This is a genomic window from Microbulbifer pacificus (genome assembly GCF_033723955.1).
Lineage (GTDB): Bacteria > Pseudomonadota > Gammaproteobacteria > Pseudomonadales > Cellvibrionaceae > Microbulbifer > Microbulbifer pacificus.
In genome coordinates, this window is the sequence record NZ_CP137555.1 from 1,419,603 (window position 1) to 1,439,114 (window position 19,512).

The window sequence follows — 19,512 nt, forward strand, 5'->3', positions numbered from 1 at the left end:
GCAGCTCAGACATCGCGCGGCTTATTTGCCGCGACGACGTACAATCATGTTGTCGGTGCGCTTGTTCTTACGCGTTTTCTTACCCTTGGTCGGAACACCCCATGGCGTCACTGGGTGACGACCACCGGAGGTACGACCCTCACCACCACCATGCGGGTGGTCTACCGGGTTCATCGCCACACCGCGAACGGTCGGGCGAACACCGCGCCAGCGTTTTGCACCGGCTTTACCCAGCTTGCGCAGGCTGTGCTCGGAGTTGCTCACTTCACCCAGGGTGGCGCGGCACTCGGTCAGAACCTTACGCATTTCGCCAGAACGCAGACGTACAGTCGCGTACTGACCATCACGGGCAACCAGCTGAACAGAGGCACCGGCAGAGCGGGCCAGCTGAGCGCCTTTACCAGGCTTCAGCTCGATACCGTGAATTACGGAACCAACCGGGATGTTGCGCAGCGGCAGGGTGTTACCCACAGCGATCGGCGCAGCGTCACCAGACTGGATTTTTGCACCGGCCTGCAGGCCTTTCGGTGCAATGATGTAACGACGCTCGCCGTCGGCGTAGCACACCAGAGCGATGTGTGCGCTGCGGTTCGGGTCGTATTCCAGGCGCTCAACAGTGGCAGTAATGCCATCTTTGTTACGCTTGAAATCCACCATGCGGTAGTGTTGCTTGTGACCACCACCGATATGACGAGTGGTAATGCGACCGTTGTTGTTACGACCACCAGTCTTGGACTTCTTCTCTACCAGCGGTGCATAGGGCGCGCCCTTGTGCAGCTCAGAGTTGACGATCTTGACCAGGTGACGACGGCCGGCTGAGGTCGGTTTTGTTTTTACAATAGCCATTGCAACTTTCCCCTTTACTCAGCAGCTTCGAAGTTGATGTCGCTGCCTTCGGCCAGACGAACGTAGGCTTTTTTCCAATCGTTGCGCTGACCAACGCCGTAGCGAGTGCGCTTGGTTTTGCCTTTTACGTTCACGGTGCGAACCTGCTCAACAGAAACATTGAACAGTTTTTCGACCGCGGCCTTGATATCGGCTTTGGAAGCGTCGGTGGTAACTTTGAAAACTACCTGGTTGGCGGAATCCGCCAGCACAGCAGCCTTCTCGGAAATTACCGGGCCCAGCAGTACTTTGTAGAGTCGCTCTTGGATCATCCCAGCACCTCATCAATTTTCTTGAGTGCAGAAACGGTAACCACGACCTTGTCAAAGCGAATCAGGCTTACCGGATCGATACCCTGTACATCGCGGACATCGATCTTGTGCAGGTTGCGCGCGGCCAGGTAGAGGTTTTCGTTAACCTCTTCGGTCACGATCAACGCGTCAGTCAGATCGTACTGAGCCAGTTTGGTTACCAGTTGTTTGGTCTTTGGCGCGTCAACGTCGAAAGACTCAACTACAACCAGACGCTCCTGACGAGCCAGCTCGGAGAGAATGCAGCGCAGTGCAGCGCGGTACATTTTCTTGTTCAGCTTTACACTGTGATCACGCGGCACAGCGGCGAAGGTTACGCCACCAGTACGCCACAGCGGGCTGCGAGTGGTACCAGCACGAGCACGACCAGTGCCCTTCTGACGCCACGGCTTCTTGCCGCCACCGGATACATCGGAGCGACTTTTTTGAGCCTTGGTACCCTGACGAGCGCCTGCCATGTAGGCAACCACTGCCTGGTGCACCAGGTCCTGATTGAATTCACGACCGAAAGTCACTTCAGAAACTGCAACAGTGCCTTTAGCGCCTTCGGGAGTAGCGATATTCAGTTCCATATCTATTTACCCTCAGCCTTAGGCTTTTACTGCCGGACGAACGATTACGTCGCCACCGGGCGCACCAGGAACGGCGCCTTTCACCAGCAGCAAGTTACGCTCGACGTCTACACGAACCACTTCCAGGTTTTGCGTGGTAACACGCTCAGCACCCATGTGACCGGCCATTTTCTTGCCTTTCCACACGCGGCCAGGAGTCTGGCACTGACCGATAGAGCCGGGTGCGCGGTGAGACAGAGAGTTACCGTGAGTAGCGTCCTGGGTACGGAAGTTCCAGCGCTTGATACCGCCTTGGAAACCTTTACCTTTGGAAGTGCCGGTTACGTCAATCTTCTGGCCAGCTTCAAAGCTAGCAACAGTGATTTCAGAACCGATTTCGAAGGACTCGTCAGAACCGTCAGTGCGCAGTTCGAAGAGTGCAGAGCCAGCCTCAGTGTTGGCTTTGGCGAAGTGGCCCGCGAGGGGCTTGGAGACACGGGAAGCCTTACGGGAACCCACAGTTACCTGAACTGCGGTGTAGCCATCAGTTTCCAGAGTTTTCACCTGAGTGACGCGATTCGGAGCTACCTCGATAACAGTTACCGGGATAGACGCGCCATCTTCAGTGAAGATGCGAGTCATGCCGCTCTTGCGGCCGACAATACCTATAGTCATCTTTTCAACCTCTCAGTGCACGGGGCTTTAACCCACTGCGGCCGCCCAATTTCAGAGCGTTACACTACCCAGACCTTTTTCGCCTGGGATTCGGTAGTTAATTTGAAGTGTTAGCCGAGACTGATCTGAACCTCAACACCGGCCGCCAGATCGAGCTTCATCAGCGCGTCGACGGTTTTCTCGGTAGGCTCGACAATGTCCAGCAAACGCTTGTGAGTACGAATCTCGTACTGGTCACGCGCGTCTTTGTTGACGTGCGGAGAAATCAGTACGGTGTACTTCTCTTTACGAGTCGGCAGCGGAATGGGACCGCGTACTTGAGCGCCAGTGCGCTTGGCCGTCTCTACAATCTCCTGAGTAGAGGTATCGATCAGCTTGTGATCGAAAGCCTTCAGGCGAATTCGGATGCGTTGACCCTGCATGGAATCAAACTCCAATCATTTAAACCAAAGAACGTCCTTTTACACAGCCCCGAGGGCGGGCGAAAAGGAGCGCGAAGTCTACGGGCGATTATTTGATCTGTCAACACAGTTCAAGAAACAAACCGCAGCGGCGCAATTTCGAGCTGCGCCGATGCGAACCTACACTAGAGCAAGCCAACGAGATCCACCTTCAGGAGGGCCAGCTCATGACCATTGCAAGCACGGTCAGTCAGTACCTGAATGACCACTCGGTACACTACCGAGTTATCCCCCATGACCACAGCGCCACCAGCCGCGAAAGCGCCCACAAAACAGGCTTGCGTGAGGACTCGGTTGCCAAAGCCATCATGCTGAAGGATGACCATGGCATGGTGATGGCCATCATTCCCGCCAGCAGCAGCCTCGACATGCGCGCCGTTCACGACGAAACCGGACGCAATCACCTGGAAATGATGCAGGAGGGCGAATTTGGCAACATCTTCACTGACTGCGAACTCGGCGCCCTACCCCCACTCGGACCGGCCTATGGAATCACCACCCTGGTCGACAGCAGCCTGAACAAGTGGGACACCATTTATCTGGAGTCCGGCGACCATGAATCACTGGTCGCAATCGACGGAAGGGATTTCGAACAGCTGATGTCTCACTGCAGACACTGCGACCTTAGCCGCGACTGGTTCTAAACAGTACAGACAAAAAAAGGCCGCAGCGTTGCCGCTGCGGCCTTTTTTTGTCGTTCAGATCAGGAGTAAGGATTACTCGATGATCTTGGCAACAACGCCAGCACCAACGGTACGGCCACCTTCGCGAATCGCGAAGCGCAGACCGTCTTCCATGGCGATCGGGTGGATCAGGGTAACAGTCATCTGAATGTTGTCACCCGGCATCACCATCTCAACGCCTTCCGGCAGCTCACACGCACCAGTCACGTCGGTGGTACGGAAGTAGAACTGCGGACGGTAGCCTTTGAAGAACGGGGTGTGACGACCACCTTCGTCCTTGGACAGTACGTACACTTCCGCTTCGAACTTGGTGTGCGGAGTGATGGAACCCGGCTTGGCCAGTACCTGACCACGCTCTACTTCGTCACGCTTGGTGCCGCGCAGCAGGGCGCCGATGTTCTCACCAGCACGGCCTTCATCCAGCAGCTTGCGGAACATTTCCACACCGGTACAGGTAGTGGTGGTGGTGTCTTTCAGACCAACGATGGCGATTTCATCACCAGTCTTAACGATGCCACGCTCCACACGACCGGTTACTACGGTACCGCGACCAGAGATGGAGAACACGTCTTCGATCGGCATCAGGAACGGCTTGTCGATAGCGCGCTCCGGCTCCGGAATGTAGGAGTCCAGGGTTTCTACCAGCTTCTTAACAGCGGTGGTGCCCAGGCCATTCTCGTCTTCGCCATTCAGCGCCATCAGAGCAGAACCAACCACGATCGGGGTGTCGTCGCCCGGGAACTCGTACTGGTCCAGAAGTTCGCGAACTTCCATCTCTACCAGTTCCAGCAGCTCTTCGTCGTCGACCATGTCGGCTTTGTTCAGGAATACCACGATGTACGGTACACCTACCTGACGGGACAGCAGGATGTGCTCACGAGTCTGCGGCATGGGGCCGTCAGCAGCGGAACATACCAGGATCGCGCCGTCCATCTGGGCAGCACCGGTGATCATGTTCTTAACGTAGTCGGCGTGTCCCGGGCAGTCTACGTGCGCGTAGTGGCGAATCGGGGACTCGTACTCTACGTGAGAGGTAGAGATGGTAATACCACGCTCACGCTCTTCCGGAGCCTTGTCGATACCGTCGAAAGCAACGGCAGCGCCGCCCCACACTTCGGAACATACGCGGGTCAGCGCAGCGGTCAGAGTGGTTTTACCGTGGTCAACGTGACCGATGGTGCCCACGTTTACGTGGGGCTTGGAACGTTCAAACTTTTCTTTTCCCATTTTCAGGATCCTCTAACTAAAAGTTTCAAAGGGATTAAAGCTTAAGCCTTGTTTTTGGCGATGATTTCATCAGCCACGTTGCGCGGCGCTTCAGCGTACTTTTCGAATTCCATGGTGTAGGTAGCACGGCCCTGGGTCGCAGAACGCAGGTCGGTGGCGTAACCGAACATTTCGGCCAGCGGCACTTCCGCGTTGATCACCTTGCCGGAGGAGTTCTCATCCATACCCTGGATCAGACCACGACGACGGTTCAGGTCACCGACCACGTCACCCATGTTTTCTTCCGGAGTAACTACCTCTACCTTCATGACCGGCTCAAGCAGTACGGCACCACCCTTCTGGGCCAGCTGCTTGGTCGCCATGGAAGCAGCGATCTTGAACGCCATTTCGTTGGAGTCCACATCGTGGTAGGAACCGTCAAATACAGTAGCCTTCAGGCCCAGCAACGGGTAGCCCGCCAGAACACCGTTCTGCATCTGCTCAGCAATACCCTTCTGGATCGCCGGGACGTATTCCTTAGGAACCACACCGCCGACCAGCTCGTTCTGGAATACCAGACCGTCTTCTGCTTCCGGATCCAGGTTCGGCTCGAAGCGAATCCAGCAGTGACCGTACTGACCGCGACCACCGGACTGGCGAACGAACTTACCTTCGATCTCACAGGTGTTGGTGATGCGCTCGCGGTAGGCTACCTGCGGCTTACCGATGTTAGCTTCCACGTTGAACTCGCGACGCATACGGTCGACGATGATGTCCAGGTGCAGCTCACCCATACCGGAGATGATGGTCTGGCCGGTCTCTTCGTCGGTCTTCACGCGGAACGACGGGTCTTCCTGAGCCAGTTTTCCCAGAGCGATACCCATTTTTTCCTGGTCCGGCTTGGACTTCGGCTCAACTGCTACGGAGATTACCGGCTCCGGGAACTCCATGCGCTCGAGAACAATCTTGTTGGCCTCGTCACACAGGGTGTCACCGGTAGTGGTGTCTTTCAGACCGATCGCCGCAGCAATGTCACCAGCCAGTACTTCTTTGATTTCCTGGCGGTTGTTCGCGTGCATCTGCACCATACGGCCGATACGCTCACGCTTGCTCTTCACGGAGTTGAATACACCGGTGCCGCTCTCCAGCTTACCGGAGTAAACGCGGAAGAAGGTCAGGGTACCAACGAAGGGGTCGGTGGCGATCTTGAACGCCAGCGCAGCGAACGGCGCATCGTCGTCGGCTTCACGGGTAGCAACGGTTTCACCGTCGTCCAGGGTACCTTCGATCGCTTTAACTTCGGTCGGCGCCGGCAGGTATTCGATAACCGCGTCCAGTACCGCCTGCACGCCCTTGTTCTTGAACGCAGAGCCGCCCAGAACCGGCACGATTTCGTTGGCCAGGGTGCGCTGACGGATAGCTGCCTTGATTTCCTCTTCGGACAGCTCACCTTCTTCCAGGTACTTCTCCATCAGCTCTTCGCTGGCTTCGGCCGCTGCTTCCATCAGGAATTCGCGCATTTCGTTGCACTGATCGACCATGTCTGCAGGGATGTCTTCGTAGGTGAAGGTCATACCCTGGTCTTCTTCGTTCCAGATGATGGCTTTCATCTTGACCAGGTCGACAACGCCTTTGAACTCATCTTCAGAGCCAATGGTCATCTGCAGCGGAACCGCGTTTGCGTTCAGACGGGTTTTCAGCTGTTTTACGACGTTCAGGAAGTTGGCACCGGTACGGTCCATCTTGTTGACGAAGACCATGCGCGGCACTTCGTACTTGTTGGCCTGACGCCAAACGGTCTCGGTCTGCGGCTGCACACCGGAGGAACCGCACAGCACAACAACGGCGCCATCCAGTACACGCAGGGAGCGCTCTACTTCAATGGTGAAGTCAACGTGTCCGGGGGTGTCGATAATGTTGACGCGGTGTTGGTCGAACTGCTGACGCATACCAGCCCAGAAACAGGTGGTAGCTGCAGAAGTAATGGTAATACCACGCTCCTGCTCCTGTGCCATCCAGTCCATGGTGGCCGCACCCTCGTGCACCTCACCAATTTTGTGGGACAGACCGGTGTAGAACAGTACGCGTTCGGTGGTGGTGGTTTTACCGGCGTCTACGTGGGCGCAGATACCGATATTACGATAGCGTGCGATAGGCGTTTTACGTGCCACAGTTGTATCCTCGATATAACGGCAAAAGGCAGCGCGGAAATTCCCTTGCTGCCTTTCGGTATTAATTTCCGATGGTAATAATCATCAGAGTTAGAAGCGCCACTATCTTAGAAACGATAGTGAGAGAACGCCTTGTTGGCTTCCGCCATACGGTGTACATCTTCACGCTTCTTGACCGCGCCGCCCTTGTTCTGGGATGCATCGATCATTTCATTGGCCAGGCGCTGAGCCATGGACTTCTCGCCGCGCTTACGGGAGAAATCTACCAGCCAACGCATTGCCAGAGCGGTACGACGCGCTGGACGCACTTCTACCGGCACCTGGTAGGTAGCACCACCAACACGACGGGATTTTACTTCCACCATCGGGGCGATGTTTTCCAGGGACTCTTCGAAAATTTCAATCGGATCTTTGTTCAGCTTCTCTGAAACCAGATCCAGTGCACCGTATACGATGCTTTCCGCCACGGACTTCTTGCCGCTGATCATGACATGGTTCATGAACTTGGCCAGAGTCACGTTCCCGAACTTAGGATCGGGCAGCACTTCGCGCTTGGCGACTACACGTCTTCTTGGCATGGGATTGCCTCTCTTCAGGGTTACTCCGAGACGCCGCCGTAAACACTTACAACTCGGCGAGCTCAGCCTTACTCCGGTTATTCGTTAAACCGAAACGCAAATTGTGACCTAGGGAATTAACCCTTAGGACGCTTGACACCGTACTTGGAACGGGCCTGTTTGCGATTGTTTACGCCGGCACAGTCAAGTGCGCCGCGTACAGTGTGGTAGCGCACACCCGGCAAGTCTTTTACACGACCGCCGCGAATCAGCACCACGCTGTGCTCCTGCAGGTTGTGGCCTTCACCGCCGATGTACGAAGTTACTTCGAAACCGTTGGTCAGGCGCACACGGCAAACTTTACGCAGTGCAGAGTTCGGCTTCTTCGGTGTAGTGGTGTACACACGAGTGCAGACTCCGCGACGCTGCGGGTTGGCTTGCAATGCAGGCACATCGCTTTTTTCAACTTTGCGTTTTCTCGGCTTACGAACCAACTGGTTGATCGTTGCCATTAAAAATCACTCCAAAAATAAAACGCCCCCACCATCAACTGCAGTGAGGGCCTATCGTCAGTGCGTAACCATCCGCGTACCTCAATGCGCAGAAGCGCAACGAGAGCGAAAGGTTCCACCCCATTAGCGGGGGCCGCATTCTATAAGCCGCGACACCCCTAGTCAATCACCGTGTACAGTAATTGCTCACTGTCCCCGCTGACTGCGATTCGACACCGACCAGGATTGGGACTACCTGGTCGGTGGTATACCGCCGACTTATTCCCCGGAAGATTTCAGGGCTTCGGTCAGCGCCGCTTCTACCTCTTCCGCAGACGGGCCTTCGGCATAACCGAAGCTCACCTGCGCAGTGCGCTTGCGCTTGCGCTCGGTGTGGTAGGCGAGACCGGTACCGGCCGGGATCAGACGACCCACTACCACGTTTTCCTTCAGGCCGCGCAGGCTGTCTTCCTTGCCGGTTACCGCCGCTTCGGTCAGGACGCGGGTGGTCTCCTGGAAGGAGGCCGCGGACAGGAAGGATTCGGTCGCCAGAGAGGCCTTGGTGATACCCAGCAGCAGACGCTCGTACTGCGCCGGCTGTTTGCTCTCGGCACGCAGACGCTCGTTCTGCTCGATGACCGCCTGGTACTCAACCTGTTCACCCTTGATGAACTCGGAGTCGCCCATCTCCAGAATTTCAACTTTGCGCAGCATCTGACGCACGATGGTCTCGATGTGCTTGTCGTTGATCTTCACACCCTGGAGGCGGTAAACCTCCTGGATCTCGTTGGTGATGTAACGCGCCAGTTCCTCTACGCCTTTCAGACGCAGGATATCGTGCGGGTTGGACGGACCGTCGGAAATAACCTCGCCCTTCTCTACGGTTTCGCCCTCGAACACGGTCAGCTGACGGTGTTTCGGAATCAGAACCTCGTAGGAGTCTTTGCCATTGGCCAGCGGCTTGCCGTCTTTCGGGGTGATCTGCAGACGTACCTTGCCTTTGGTCTCTTTACCGAAAGACACAGTACCGGAGATCTCCGCCAGGATGGACGGCTCTTTCGGCTTACGCGCTTCGAACAGGTCGGCAACGCGCGGCAGACCACCGGTGATGTCCTTGGTTTTGCCGGATTCCTGCGGAATACGCGCGATAACATCACCCACGCTCACCTTGTCGCCCTCTTTCAGGCTCAGGATCGCGCGCGGCGGCAGCGCATAGTGCGCCGGTGCGCTGGAGCTGGCCAGGGTCAGCTCCTCACCGTTCTCATCCACCAGGGTCACAGCCGGGCGCAGGTCTTTACCCGCTGCCGGGCGCTCTGCCGGATCGATCACCTCGATGGAGGACAGGCCGGTGATTTCGTCGGTCTGCTTGCGGATGGACAGGCCATCTTCCATACCGGACAGTTTCACCCAACCGGCAACCTCGGTGATGATCGGGTGGGTGTGCGGGTCCCACTTGGCCACAATCTTGCCACCGTCAACCTCGGCACCCTCGTCAACACTGATCTGTGCACCGTAGGGCAGCTTGTAACGCTCGCGCTCGCGACCGGCGCTGTCGGCAATCGCCAGCTCACCGGAACGGGAAACCGCCACCAGGTTGCCGCTTGCGGCCTTCACCGTCTTCACATTGTGCAGACGTACGGTACCGCCCAGCTTCACCTGGATGCTGTCCGCCGCAGAAGCACGGCTCGCCGCACCACCGATGTGGAAGGTACGCATGGTCAGCTGGGTACCCGGTTCACCGATGGACTGGGCAGCCACAACGCCCACAGCCTCACCCGGGTTGGCGCGGTGGCCACGGGCCAGGTCGCGGCCGTAGCACTGGGCACAGATACCGTGCGCAGTCTCACAGGTGATCGCAGAACGCACGATAACTTCGTCGATACCCATGCCTTCGATGCGCTCTACCCACGCTTCGTCGATCATGGTGCCAGCCGGGACCGCGATCTCGTCGCTGCCGGGCTTGGGCACATCGCGGGCCACAACGCGACCGAGGATACGGTCACCCAGGGACTCGATCACGTCGCCACCCTCGATCACCGGCGCCATGGTCAGACCTTCATCGGTGCCACAGTCGATCTCGGTGATGACCACGTCCTGGGCCACGTCCACCAGACGGCGGGTCAGGTAACCGGAGTTCGCGGTTTTCAGTGCGGTATCCGCCAGACCTTTACGAGCACCGTGGGTGGAGATGAAGTACTGCAGTACGCTCAGACCTTCACGGAAGTTCGCGGTAATGGCGTTTTCAATAATGGAGCCGTCCGGACGCGCCATCAGGCCGCGCATACCGGCCAGCTGACGGATCTGGGCCTCGGAACCCCGCGCGCCGGAGTCGGCGTACATGTACACGGAGTTGAAGGAGTCCTGCTCGGTCTCTTTACCTTCGCGGTCGATGACCTTTTCCTTACGGATACCGGCCATCATCGCCTGGGTTACCTTGTCGTTGGTACGGGACCAAACGTCGATAACCTTGTTGTATTTCTCGCCCGCGGTGACCAGACCGGAAGCGAACTGGCTCTCGATCTCTTTCACTTCCTCTTCTGCGGAAGCGATCAGGTCGGCCTTGGCCGACGGGATCTCGAAGTCGTTCACCCCGATGGAGGAACCGGACTTGGTGGAGAAGTCGAAACCGGTGTACATCAGCTGGTCAGCAAAGATGACGGTCGCCTTCAGGCCTACCTTGCGGTAACACTCGTTCAGTACGCGGGAGATCGCCTTCTTCTTCATGGGCTGGTTGACCATGTCGAAGGGCATACCGTCCGGCACGATGTTCCACAGCAGCGCGCGGCCAACGGTGGTGTCATACACGGTGCGGGTCTGGCGCTTCTCGCCGTCTTCACCGATTTCCACTTCGTCGATACGCACTTTTACCTTCGCCTGCAGGCCAACCTGCTTGGCGTAGAAGGCGCGGCTCACTTCCTTGATATCGGAGAAGAACATGCCTTCGCCTTTATCGTTCACGCGCTCGCGGGTCATCCAGTACAGACCCAGTACCACGTCCTGGGACGGTACGATGATCGGCTCACCGTTGGCGGGCGACAGGATGTTGTTGGTGGACATCATCAGCGCGCGGGATTCCAGCTGCGCTTCGATGGTCAGCGGTACGTGTACCGCCATCTGGTCACCGTCGAAGTCGGCGTTGTACGCCGCACACACCAGCGGGTGCAGCTGGATCGCTTTACCTTCAATCAGCACCGGCTCAAACGCCTGGATACCCAGACGGTGCAGGGTCGGGGCGCGGTTCAGCAGTACCGGGTGCTCGCGGATCACCTCATCGAGGATATCCCACACCACCGCTTCTTCGCGCTCGACCATTTTCTTCGCCGCCTTGATGGTGGTGGCGAGGCCGCGGGCTTCCAGCTTGCCGAAAATGAACGGCTTGAACAGCTCGAGTGCCATTTTCTTCGGCAGACCACACTGGTGCAGACGCAGGGTCGGACCTACCACGATCACCGAACGACCGGAGTAGTCAACGCGCTTGCCCAGCAGGTTCTGACGGAAACGACCCTGCTTACCCTTGATCATGTCGGCCAGGGATTTCAGCGGGCGCTTGTTGGAACCGGTGATGGCACGGCCGCGACGACCGTTATCCAGCAGTGCGTCTACTGCTTCCTGCAGCATGCGCTTTTCGTTGCGCACGATGATATCCGGCGCGTTCAGCTCGAGCAGGCGCTTCAGACGGTTGTTGCGGTTGATCACGCGACGGTACAGATCGTTCAGGTCGGAGGTCGCGAAACGGCCGCCGTCCAGCGGTACCAGCGGACGCAGGTCCGGCGGCAGTACTGGCAGTGCCTGCATGACCATCCACTCCGGCTTGTTGCCGGACTTGTAGAAGGCTTCCAGCAGCTTCAGGCGCTTGGACAGCTTCTTGATCTTGGTCTCGGAATTGGTGGACGGAATCTCTTCCCGCAGACGCTGAATTTCAGACGGCAGGTCGATATCGTTCATCAGCTCCTGGATGGCTTCCGCACCCATTTTCGCTTCGAACTCGTCGGCGAACTCTTCCATCGCTTCGAAGTACTGCTCATCGTTCAGCAGCTGGCCGCGCTCCAGGGTGGTCATACCCGGATCGGTTACCACATAGGATTCGAAGTACAGTACGCGCTCGATGTCACGCAGGGTCATGTCCAGCAGCAGGCCGATACGGGACGGCAGGGACTTCAGGAACCAGATGTGTGCAACCGGGCTTGCCAGTTCGATGTGGCCCATGCGCTCACGACGCACCTTGGCCTTGGTCACTTCAACACCGCACTTCTCACAGATGATGCCGCGGTGCTTCATGCGCTTGTACTTGCCGCACAGACACTCGTAGTCCTTTACCGGGCCAAAAATCTTGGCGCAGAACAGGCCTTCACGCTCCGGCTTGAAGGTACGGTAGTTGATGGTCTCCGGCTTTTTCACTTCGCCGTAGGACCAGGAGCGGATCATGTCCGGGGATGCCAGACCGATGCGGATCGCGTCAAATTCTTCCAGCTGATCCTGGGCTTTCACCAGGTTTAACAAATCTTTCAAGGCCTTTCCTCCACTGGGGGGTAGTCAACCCGGCCAACTGCCTCTGGGGCCGGGAGCGCCGGTGGTGTCAATTTCTGGTAGCCACCACCGGCCTCTGTCTACTAAATCCGATAGTTACCGGTCTTACTCGTTTTCCAGCTCGAAGTTCATACCCAGCGAGCGGATTTCCTTGACCAGTACGTTGAAGGACTCGGGCATGCCCGGCTCCATGCGGTGGTCGCCATCCACGATGTTCTTGTACATCTTGGTACGACCTTCCACGTCATCGGATTTGACCGTGAGCATTTCCTGCAGGGTGTAAGCGGCACCGTATGCTTCCAGTGCCCACACCTCCATCTCACCGAAACGCTGACCACCGAACTGCGCCTTACCACCCAGCGGCTGCTGGGTAACAAGGCTGTAGGAACCGGTGGAACGCGCGTGCATCTTGTCGTCCACCAGGTGGTTCAGCTTCAGCATGTACATGTAACCCACGGTTACCGGACGCTCGAAGGCATCACCGGTACGGCCGTCGTGCAGGGTGATCTGGCCGGAATCCGGGATATCCGCCAGACGCAGCAGCTGCTTGATCTCGGATTCCGCGGCGCCGTCGAACACCGGAGTCGCCATCGGCACACCGCCGCGCAGGTTCTCGGCCATCGCCAGGATTTCCTGATCAGACAGCAGGTCCAGCTCTTCCTTGTTACCGCCAGTGGAGTTGTACACCTCTTCTAGGAAGCCGCGCACTTTGGCTACTTCCTGCTGCTCCTGGATCATGCGGTCGATCTTGGCACCGAGGCCCTTGGCCGCCATGCCGAGGTGCATTTCCAGTACCTGACCGACGTTCATACGGGACGGAACACCCAGCGGGTTCAGTACCACGTCGACCGGCATGCCGTTTTCGTCGTACGGCATGTCTTCCACCGGCTTGATCACGGAGATAACACCCTTGTTACCGTGACGACCGGCCATCTTGTCACCGGGCTGGATGCGACGCTTGATCGCCAGGTAAACCTTGACGATTTTCAGCACGCCCGGCGCCAGGTCGTCGCCGGATTCCAGTTTCTTCTTCTTGTCTTCAAACTTCTCGTCGAGCAGTTTGCGACGCTCTTTCAGCTGGGCCTCGGCCTTTTCCAGCTGCTCGTTCAGGCTGTCTTCCGCCATGCGCAGCTTGAACCAGTCTTCACGCGGCAGTGCGGACAGCACTTCTGCGGTCAGCTCGTCACCTTTCTTGACGCCCTTGCCGCCGGCTACCTTCTGGCCTTCCAGCGCTGCCTGCAGACGCTCAAAGGTGGCGCCTTCGACAATGCGGTATTCCTCGTTCAGGTCCTTGCGCACTTCGTCCAGCTGCGCCTTCTCGATGGCGATGGAGCGCTGGTCTTTCTGCAGGCCGTCGCGGGTGAACACCTGGACGTCGATCACGGTACCGCGGGTGCCGGAGGGCGCGCGCAGGGAGGTGTCTTTAACGTCGGACGCCTTCTCACCAAAGATGGCGCGCAGCAGTTTTTCTTCCGGGGTCAGCTGGGCTTCGCCTTTCGGAGTTACCTTGCCTACCAGGATGTCGCCCGGGCCCACTTCCGCACCGATGTACACGATGCCGGACTCGTCCAGCTTGTTTAGCGCAGATTCGCCCACGTTGGGGATATCCGCGGTGATTTCCTCACTGCCCAGCTTGGTGTCGCGGGCAATACAGGTCAGTTCCTGGATGTGAATGGTGGTGAAGCGGTCGTCCTGCACCACGCGCTCGGATACGAGGATGGAGTCCTCGAAGTTGTAGCCGTTCCACGGCATGAACGCGATGCGCATGTTCTGGCCCAGGGCCAGCTCACCCAGGTCAACGGACGGGCCGTCGGCCAGGATATCGCCGCGCTCAACCACGTCGCCGGTCTTCACGATCGGGCGCTGGTTGATGCAGGTGTTCTGGTTGGAGCGGGTGTACTTGGTCAGGTTGTACAGATCCACACCCGCGTCACCGGCTTCCACTTCGCTGTCGTGTACACGCACAACCACACGGCTCGCGTCCACGCGCTCGATTACACCGCCACGCTTGGCCACCACGCACACGCCGGAGTCGCGCGCAACGGTGCGCTCCATACCAGTACCTACAAGCGGCTTCTCAGCGCGCAGGGTCGGAACCGCCTGACGCTGCATGTTGGAACCCATGAGTGCGCGGTTGGCGTCATCGTGCTCAAGGAACGGGATCATCGCCGCTGCCACGGACACTACCTGACGGGCGGACACGTCCATGTACTGGATCTCGTCCGGGTTCTTCAGGGTGAACTCGTTCTGGTGACGCACGCTGACCAGGTCATCGGTGAAGCGGCCGTTCTCGTCCACCGCAGCGGACGCCTGTGCAATCACGTAGTTCGCTTCGTTGATCGCAGACAGATACTCGATGTGATCGGTTAACTGGCCGTCCACCACTTTGCGGTACGGGCTCTCGAGGAAGCCGTAGTGGTTGGCGCGGGCATAGGTAGCCAGAGAGTTGATCAGACCGATGTTCGGACCTTCCGGCGTTTCAATCGGACACACGCGGCCGTAGTGGGTCGGGTGTACGTCGCGCACTTCGAAGCCCGCGCGCTCGCGGGTCAGGCCACCCGGGCCCAGTGCGGATACACGGCGCTTGTGAGTAACCTCGGACAGCGGGTTGTTCTGGTCCATAAACTGGGACAGCTGGGAGGAACCAAAGAATTCCTTCACCGCGGCCGCTACCGGCTTGGCGTTGATCAGATCCTGCGGCATCAGGCCTTCGGACTCTGCCATGGACAGACGCTCTTTCACCGCGCGCTCTACACGCACCAGGCCGACGCGGAACTGGTTTTCCGCCATCTCGCCCACGGAACGCACACGACGGTTACCCAGGTGGTCGATATCGTCCACCATGCCGCGACCGTTGCGGATCTCGATCAGGGTCTTCAGAACATCAACGATGTCGTCTTTGCTCAGGGTGCCCTCGCCGGTCTCGTCTTCACGGCCCAGGCGACGGTTGAACTTCATGCGGCCAACCGCGGACAGATCGTAGCGCTCGTCGGAGAAGAACAGGTTCTCGAACAGAGACTCTGCAGACTCCTTGGTCGGCGGCTCGCCCGGGCGCATCATGCGGTAGATTTCTACCAGCGCTTCCAGCTGGGTGCGGGAAGGATCGGCACGCAGGGTGTCGGATACGAACGGACCGCAGTCCAGATCGTTGGTGTACAGGGTCTCGAACTGTTTGATGTTCAGGACACGCAGCTTGTTGATGACTTCATCGGTAATTTCGGTATTACACTCGATCGCCACTTCACCGGTGGATTCGTCGATGATGTCGTTGGCCAGTACGCGACCGTTCGCGTAGGCAACCGGCGCCTCCAGGGTTTCCACCCCGGCCTTTTCCAGCTGGCGAATGTGACGCGGAGTGATACGGCGTCCTTCCTCAACAATCACCTTGCCGCTGCCATCACGGATGTCAAAGGAGGCAACATCACCGCGCAGGCGCGACGGGATCAGTTTTAGGCTGACGGTATCGTTGTTCAGGGTGAACTTGCTGGTTTCGAAGAACATTTCCAGCATTTCCTGGGAGCTGAAGCCCAGGGCGCGCAGCAGGATGGTCGCCGGCAGTTTGCGGCGACGGTCGATACGCACGTATACCAGGTCTTTCGGATCAAACTCGAAGTCGAGCCAGGAGCCACGGTAAGGAATCACGCGCGCGGCGTACAACAGCTTACCGGAAGAGTGGGTCTTGCCCTTGTCGTGATCGAAGAACACACCCGGGGAACGGTGCAGCTGAGACACGATCACGCGCTCGGTACCGTTAATGACGAAGGTACCGTTTTCGGTCATGAGCGGAATTTCGCCCATGTACACTTCCTGCTCTTTGATGTCCTTGATGGACTTATTCGCAGATTCTTTATCGTAAATAATCAGGCGCACACGCACGCGCAGCGGGCACGCATAAGTTACACCGCGCAGGGTACATTCCTTGACATCGAATACCGGCTTGCCGAGGGTGTAGCTCACGTACTCGAGCGCGGCGTTGCCAGAGTAGCTGACAATCGGAAATACAGACTTGAACGCCGCCTGCAGGCCCATATCCAGGCGCTCATCCGGGCGCGTGTCGGCCTGAGTGAATTTGCGATACGAGTCCAGCTGTATCGCAAGCAGGAAAGGCACGTCCATGACCTTAGGCAGTTTGCCAAAATCCTTGCGGATACGTTTTTTCTCAGTGTATGAGTAAGCCATTCATATTCCCCAGCTTGATCGGTGACAAGACTTCAGTCGAACTGCGGTCAGCACGCTGACGATACGCAGCCCATCCGGGCGAGAAGTCTCTGTACATTGCGCTACGCTTTAAGAAGTTGTTCAAAAAACGCACCGAAATCTACACAAACGTCTCGGATTTTCTTCAATCGTGCGGCCGGAAATTTAAGTTACCCTTGGCGGGAAAAACCCCGGTGTCGCAAACGGCAAAAAGGCCGGCGGACAAAAGTCCACCAGCCTTTCCGCCAGCGGTTGATTACGCAGCCACTGGCGGTGCTATGCAGATCCGAATTACTTCAGTTCTACGCTAGCGCCAGCTTCTTCCAGCTCTTTCTTGGCAGCTTCGGCTTCAGCCTTGTTAGCGCCTTCTTTCAGGGTGCTCGGAGCGCCGTCAACCAGTTCTTTGGCTTCTTTCAGGCCCAGACCGGTGATGCCGCGAACAGCCTTGATCACGTTTACTTTCTTGTCGCCAGCGGAAGTCAGAACGATGTCGAAAGAGTCTTTCTCTTCAGCCGCTTCAGCAGCCGGACCAGCAGCAACTACAGCAGCAGCTGCGGTTACGCCGAATTTCTCTTCCATAGCGGTGATCAGCTCAACAACGTCCTTAACGGACATCTCGGCGATCGCATTGATGATATCTTCTTTAGTCAGAGACATGAGTTAGTACCTGATTTCGTGTGAGCAGCAAGCTGCTCGTAAATTCAATAAAAAGTCGTTGAAAACTGCGATTTCGCGAGGCGAAACAATTACGCAGCTTGCTGCTCTTTTTGGTCGCGAACGGCCGCAATAGTGCGAACCAGCTTGCCAGCAGAGGCTTCTTTCAACACGCTCATCAGCTGGGCGATAGCTTCGTCGTAAGTCGGCAGGCTTGCCAACAGTTGGACGTCAGTAGCTACGCCTTCGAAGGCGGCACCTTTCAGTTCCAGCTTGTCATTCTTCTTCGCGAAGTCACGCAGGATGCGCGCACCGGCACCCGGGTGTTCCTTGGAAAAAGCAATGATGCTGGGACCGACGAATTTCTCAACGAGACATTCGAATTCGGTACCGGCCAGAGCGCGACGCGCCAGAGTATTACGAACAACTTTCAGCCAAACGCCGTGTTCGCGAGCCTCTTTGCGCAGGGCGGTCATGTCATTTACGGTTACGCCGCGGGAATCCGCAACAACCGCTGACAGGGCGCCCACAGCAGCCTGCTGGACTTCCGCGACAATCGCTTTCTTGTCTACGAGTCCAATAGCCATAGTGTCACTCCTGGATTTGAATGAAGGCCGGGAACTACATGTCACCCGACCCGTTCCGGTGCTTAAAGCTCAAATCCAGTAAAAAATACTGGTTTGGGCACACCGTCTGCGTAGGCTCGATGCCGTTAGTGGCCAACCTGGCCTGGCGTCGGATTAAGCGGTGGGCGTTTAAACCTCAAACACCCGCCGCACCTACGGTCTTTGACGGCCCGCCATTCAGCCAAAGCAAAATGGCGGACCCCAAAGTTCTTTTTACTGAACGCTAATTATTTAACGTCCAGAGAAGCCTGGTCGATGGTCAGACCCGGGCCCATGGTGGTGCTCAGGGTGATCTTCTTCAGATACACACCCTTGGCAGAAGCCGGCTTGACCTTTTTCAGGTCCGCAACCAGAGCTTCCAGGTTTTCTTTCAGCGCGCTCAGCTCGAAAGAAACCTTGCCGATACCACCGTGGATGATGCCGCCCTTGTCAGCGCGGAAACGCACCTGACCAGCCTTGGCATTCTTGACCGCGGTTACCACGTCCGGGGTTACGGTGCCGGTTTTCGGGTTCGGCATCAGGCCGCGCGGGCCGAGGATCTGACCCAGCTGACCGACAACGCGCATGGCGTCCGGAGAGGCGATGACTACGTCGAAGTCCATGTTGCCGGCTTTGATGTCGGCAGCCAGTTCGTCCATACCCACCAGCTCAGCGCCGGCTGCCTTGGCAGCTTCAGCGTTGGCACCCTGGGTAAATACGGCTACGCGCACGTCTTTACCGTTACCGTGGGGCAGAGTGGTCGCACCGCGAACAGCCTGGTCGGATTTACGCGGATCGATACCCAGGTTGATGGCGGCATCAACGGTTTCCGCGAACTTGACGTTGGAGAACTCTTTCAGCAGAGATACAGCTTCTTCGATGCCGTAAGCCTTGCCAGACTGGAGTTTTTCAGCGATAGCGCGCTGACGCTTGGTCAATTTGGCCACTTACACGCCCTCCACTTCGATACCGGCACTGCGTGCGGAACCAGCGATGGTACGCACAGCTGCTTCCAGGTCGGATGCAGTCAGGTCTGCCTTCTTCATTTCCACGATCTCTTCGATCTGAGCGCGGGTAACTTTACCCACTTTCTCAGTGTTCGGACGGCCGGAACCGCTCTTGATCTTGGCAGCCTTGCGCAGCAGAACCGCGGCGGGCGGGGACTTCATGATGAAGGTGAAGGAGCGATCGCCGTATACAGAGATCACAACAGGAATCGGCAGACCCGGCTCAATGCCTTGAGTCTGGGCGTTGAACGCCTTACAGAATTCCATGATGTTCACACCTTTCTGACCCAGCGCGGGGCCGACGGGCGGACTCGGGTTGGCCTGACCGGCCTTAACTTGCAGCTTGATGTAAGCTTCTACTTTCTTAGCCATTACAGCTTCCTCTTTAACTGGGTATTAGCGCCTGCGCTGTACACTCTTACAAACGTGCAACGCTCAGCTCCCCTGCTTGTGCCCCCAAACCCGTCAAATGCGGTTTTCAGGGACGCGAAAGCCCTCTTCCGCTTGTCGCGAAAGAGGGCCGAATCCTTT

16 protein-coding genes are annotated in these 19,512 nt (G+C 57.5%); 1 reads left to right on the forward strand and 15 read right to left on the reverse strand.

Annotated elements, in window-relative coordinates; translation table 11 throughout:
• Positions 1-21: 21 nt before the first annotated feature.
• From rplB to rpsJ, 5 genes are all read right to left on the reverse strand, one after another.
• On the reverse strand, positions 22-846 hold the full coding sequence (gene rplB, locus R5R33_RS06395; RefSeq protein ID WP_318955198.1) for a 50S ribosomal protein L2: 825 nt from the start codon (positions 844-846) through the stop codon (positions 22-24).
• A gap of 14 nt (positions 847-860) precedes the next feature.
• Positions 861-1,157, reverse strand: coding sequence for a 50S ribosomal protein L23 (gene rplW, locus R5R33_RS06400; protein WP_318955199.1), 297 nt, complete (start codon positions 1,155-1,157; stop codon positions 861-863).
• Entirely contained in the window at positions 1,154-1,768 is a 615-nt protein-coding gene (gene rplD / locus R5R33_RS06405) for a 50S ribosomal protein L4 (RefSeq protein WP_318955200.1), read from the reverse strand. Before rplD ends, rplW begins: the two co-directional genes overlap by 4 nt.
• A gap of 18 nt (positions 1,769-1,786) precedes the next feature.
• On the reverse strand, positions 1,787-2,422 hold the full coding sequence (gene rplC / locus R5R33_RS06410; protein ID WP_318955201.1) for a 50S ribosomal protein L3: 636 nt from the start codon (positions 2,420-2,422) through the stop codon (positions 1,787-1,789).
• Between the two features lie 110 nt (positions 2,423-2,532).
• Positions 2,533-2,844, reverse strand: a complete 312-nt coding sequence (gene rpsJ / locus R5R33_RS06415; RefSeq protein ID WP_066967210.1) for a 30S ribosomal protein S10 — start codon at positions 2,842-2,844, stop codon at positions 2,533-2,535.
• A gap of 206 nt (positions 2,845-3,050) precedes the next feature.
• Between rpsJ and R5R33_RS06420 the strand changes: the two genes are divergently transcribed.
• The gene (locus R5R33_RS06420; protein WP_318955202.1) at positions 3,051-3,527 is read left to right on the forward strand and encodes an aminoacyl-tRNA deacylase; all 477 of its coding nucleotides are present in this window, start codon (positions 3,051-3,053) and stop codon (positions 3,525-3,527) included.
• A gap of 72 nt (positions 3,528-3,599) precedes the next feature.
• Here R5R33_RS06420 and tuf read toward each other — a convergent pair whose 3' ends face one another.
• The 10 genes from tuf to rplK form a co-directional block, all read right to left on the reverse strand.
• Complete coding sequence (gene tuf / locus R5R33_RS06425; protein ID WP_318955203.1) at positions 3,600-4,793, reverse strand: elongation factor Tu; 1,194 nt, start codon at positions 4,791-4,793, stop codon at positions 3,600-3,602.
• Between the two features lie 41 nt (positions 4,794-4,834).
• Positions 4,835-6,943, reverse strand: a complete 2,109-nt coding sequence (fusA, locus tag R5R33_RS06430; RefSeq protein WP_318955204.1) for an elongation factor G — start codon at positions 6,941-6,943, stop codon at positions 4,835-4,837.
• Positions 6,944-7,050: 107 nt separating this feature from the next.
• Positions 7,051-7,521, reverse strand: coding sequence for a 30S ribosomal protein S7 (rpsG, locus tag R5R33_RS06435; protein WP_010130334.1), 471 nt, complete (start codon positions 7,519-7,521; stop codon positions 7,051-7,053).
• Positions 7,522-7,637: 116 nt separating this feature from the next.
• Positions 7,638-8,012 (reverse strand): 30S ribosomal protein S12, encoded by a 375-nt coding sequence (gene rpsL / locus R5R33_RS06440; protein WP_105101976.1) that lies wholly within the window; start codon positions 8,010-8,012, stop codon positions 7,638-7,640.
• A 258-nt stretch (positions 8,013-8,270) separates the two neighbouring features.
• Complete coding sequence (gene rpoC, locus R5R33_RS06445; protein WP_318955205.1) at positions 8,271-12,500, reverse strand: DNA-directed RNA polymerase subunit beta'; 4,230 nt, start codon at positions 12,498-12,500, stop codon at positions 8,271-8,273.
• A 123-nt stretch (positions 12,501-12,623) separates the two neighbouring features.
• Entirely contained in the window at positions 12,624-16,697 is a 4,074-nt protein-coding gene (gene rpoB, locus R5R33_RS06450; protein ID WP_318955206.1) for a DNA-directed RNA polymerase subunit beta, read from the reverse strand.
• A 309-nt stretch (positions 16,698-17,006) separates the two neighbouring features.
• Positions 17,007-17,372 carry a 50S ribosomal protein L7/L12 gene (gene rplL / locus R5R33_RS06455; protein ID WP_318955207.1) on the reverse strand — a complete coding sequence of 122 codons (366 nt, stop codon included), beginning with the start codon at positions 17,370-17,372 and terminating at the stop codon, positions 17,007-17,009.
• Between the two features lie 89 nt (positions 17,373-17,461).
• The gene (gene rplJ / locus R5R33_RS06460; RefSeq protein ID WP_318955208.1) at positions 17,462-17,956 is read right to left on the reverse strand and encodes a 50S ribosomal protein L10; all 495 of its coding nucleotides are present in this window, start codon (positions 17,954-17,956) and stop codon (positions 17,462-17,464) included.
• Between the two features lie 266 nt (positions 17,957-18,222).
• Positions 18,223-18,921 (reverse strand): 50S ribosomal protein L1, encoded by a 699-nt coding sequence (gene rplA, locus R5R33_RS06465; RefSeq protein WP_318955209.1) that lies wholly within the window; start codon positions 18,919-18,921, stop codon positions 18,223-18,225.
• A complete protein-coding gene (gene rplK / locus R5R33_RS06470; protein ID WP_318955210.1) occupies positions 18,922-19,353 on the reverse strand; it encodes a 50S ribosomal protein L11 in 432 nt (143 codons plus the stop codon).
• Positions 19,354-19,512: the final 159 nt, after the last annotated feature.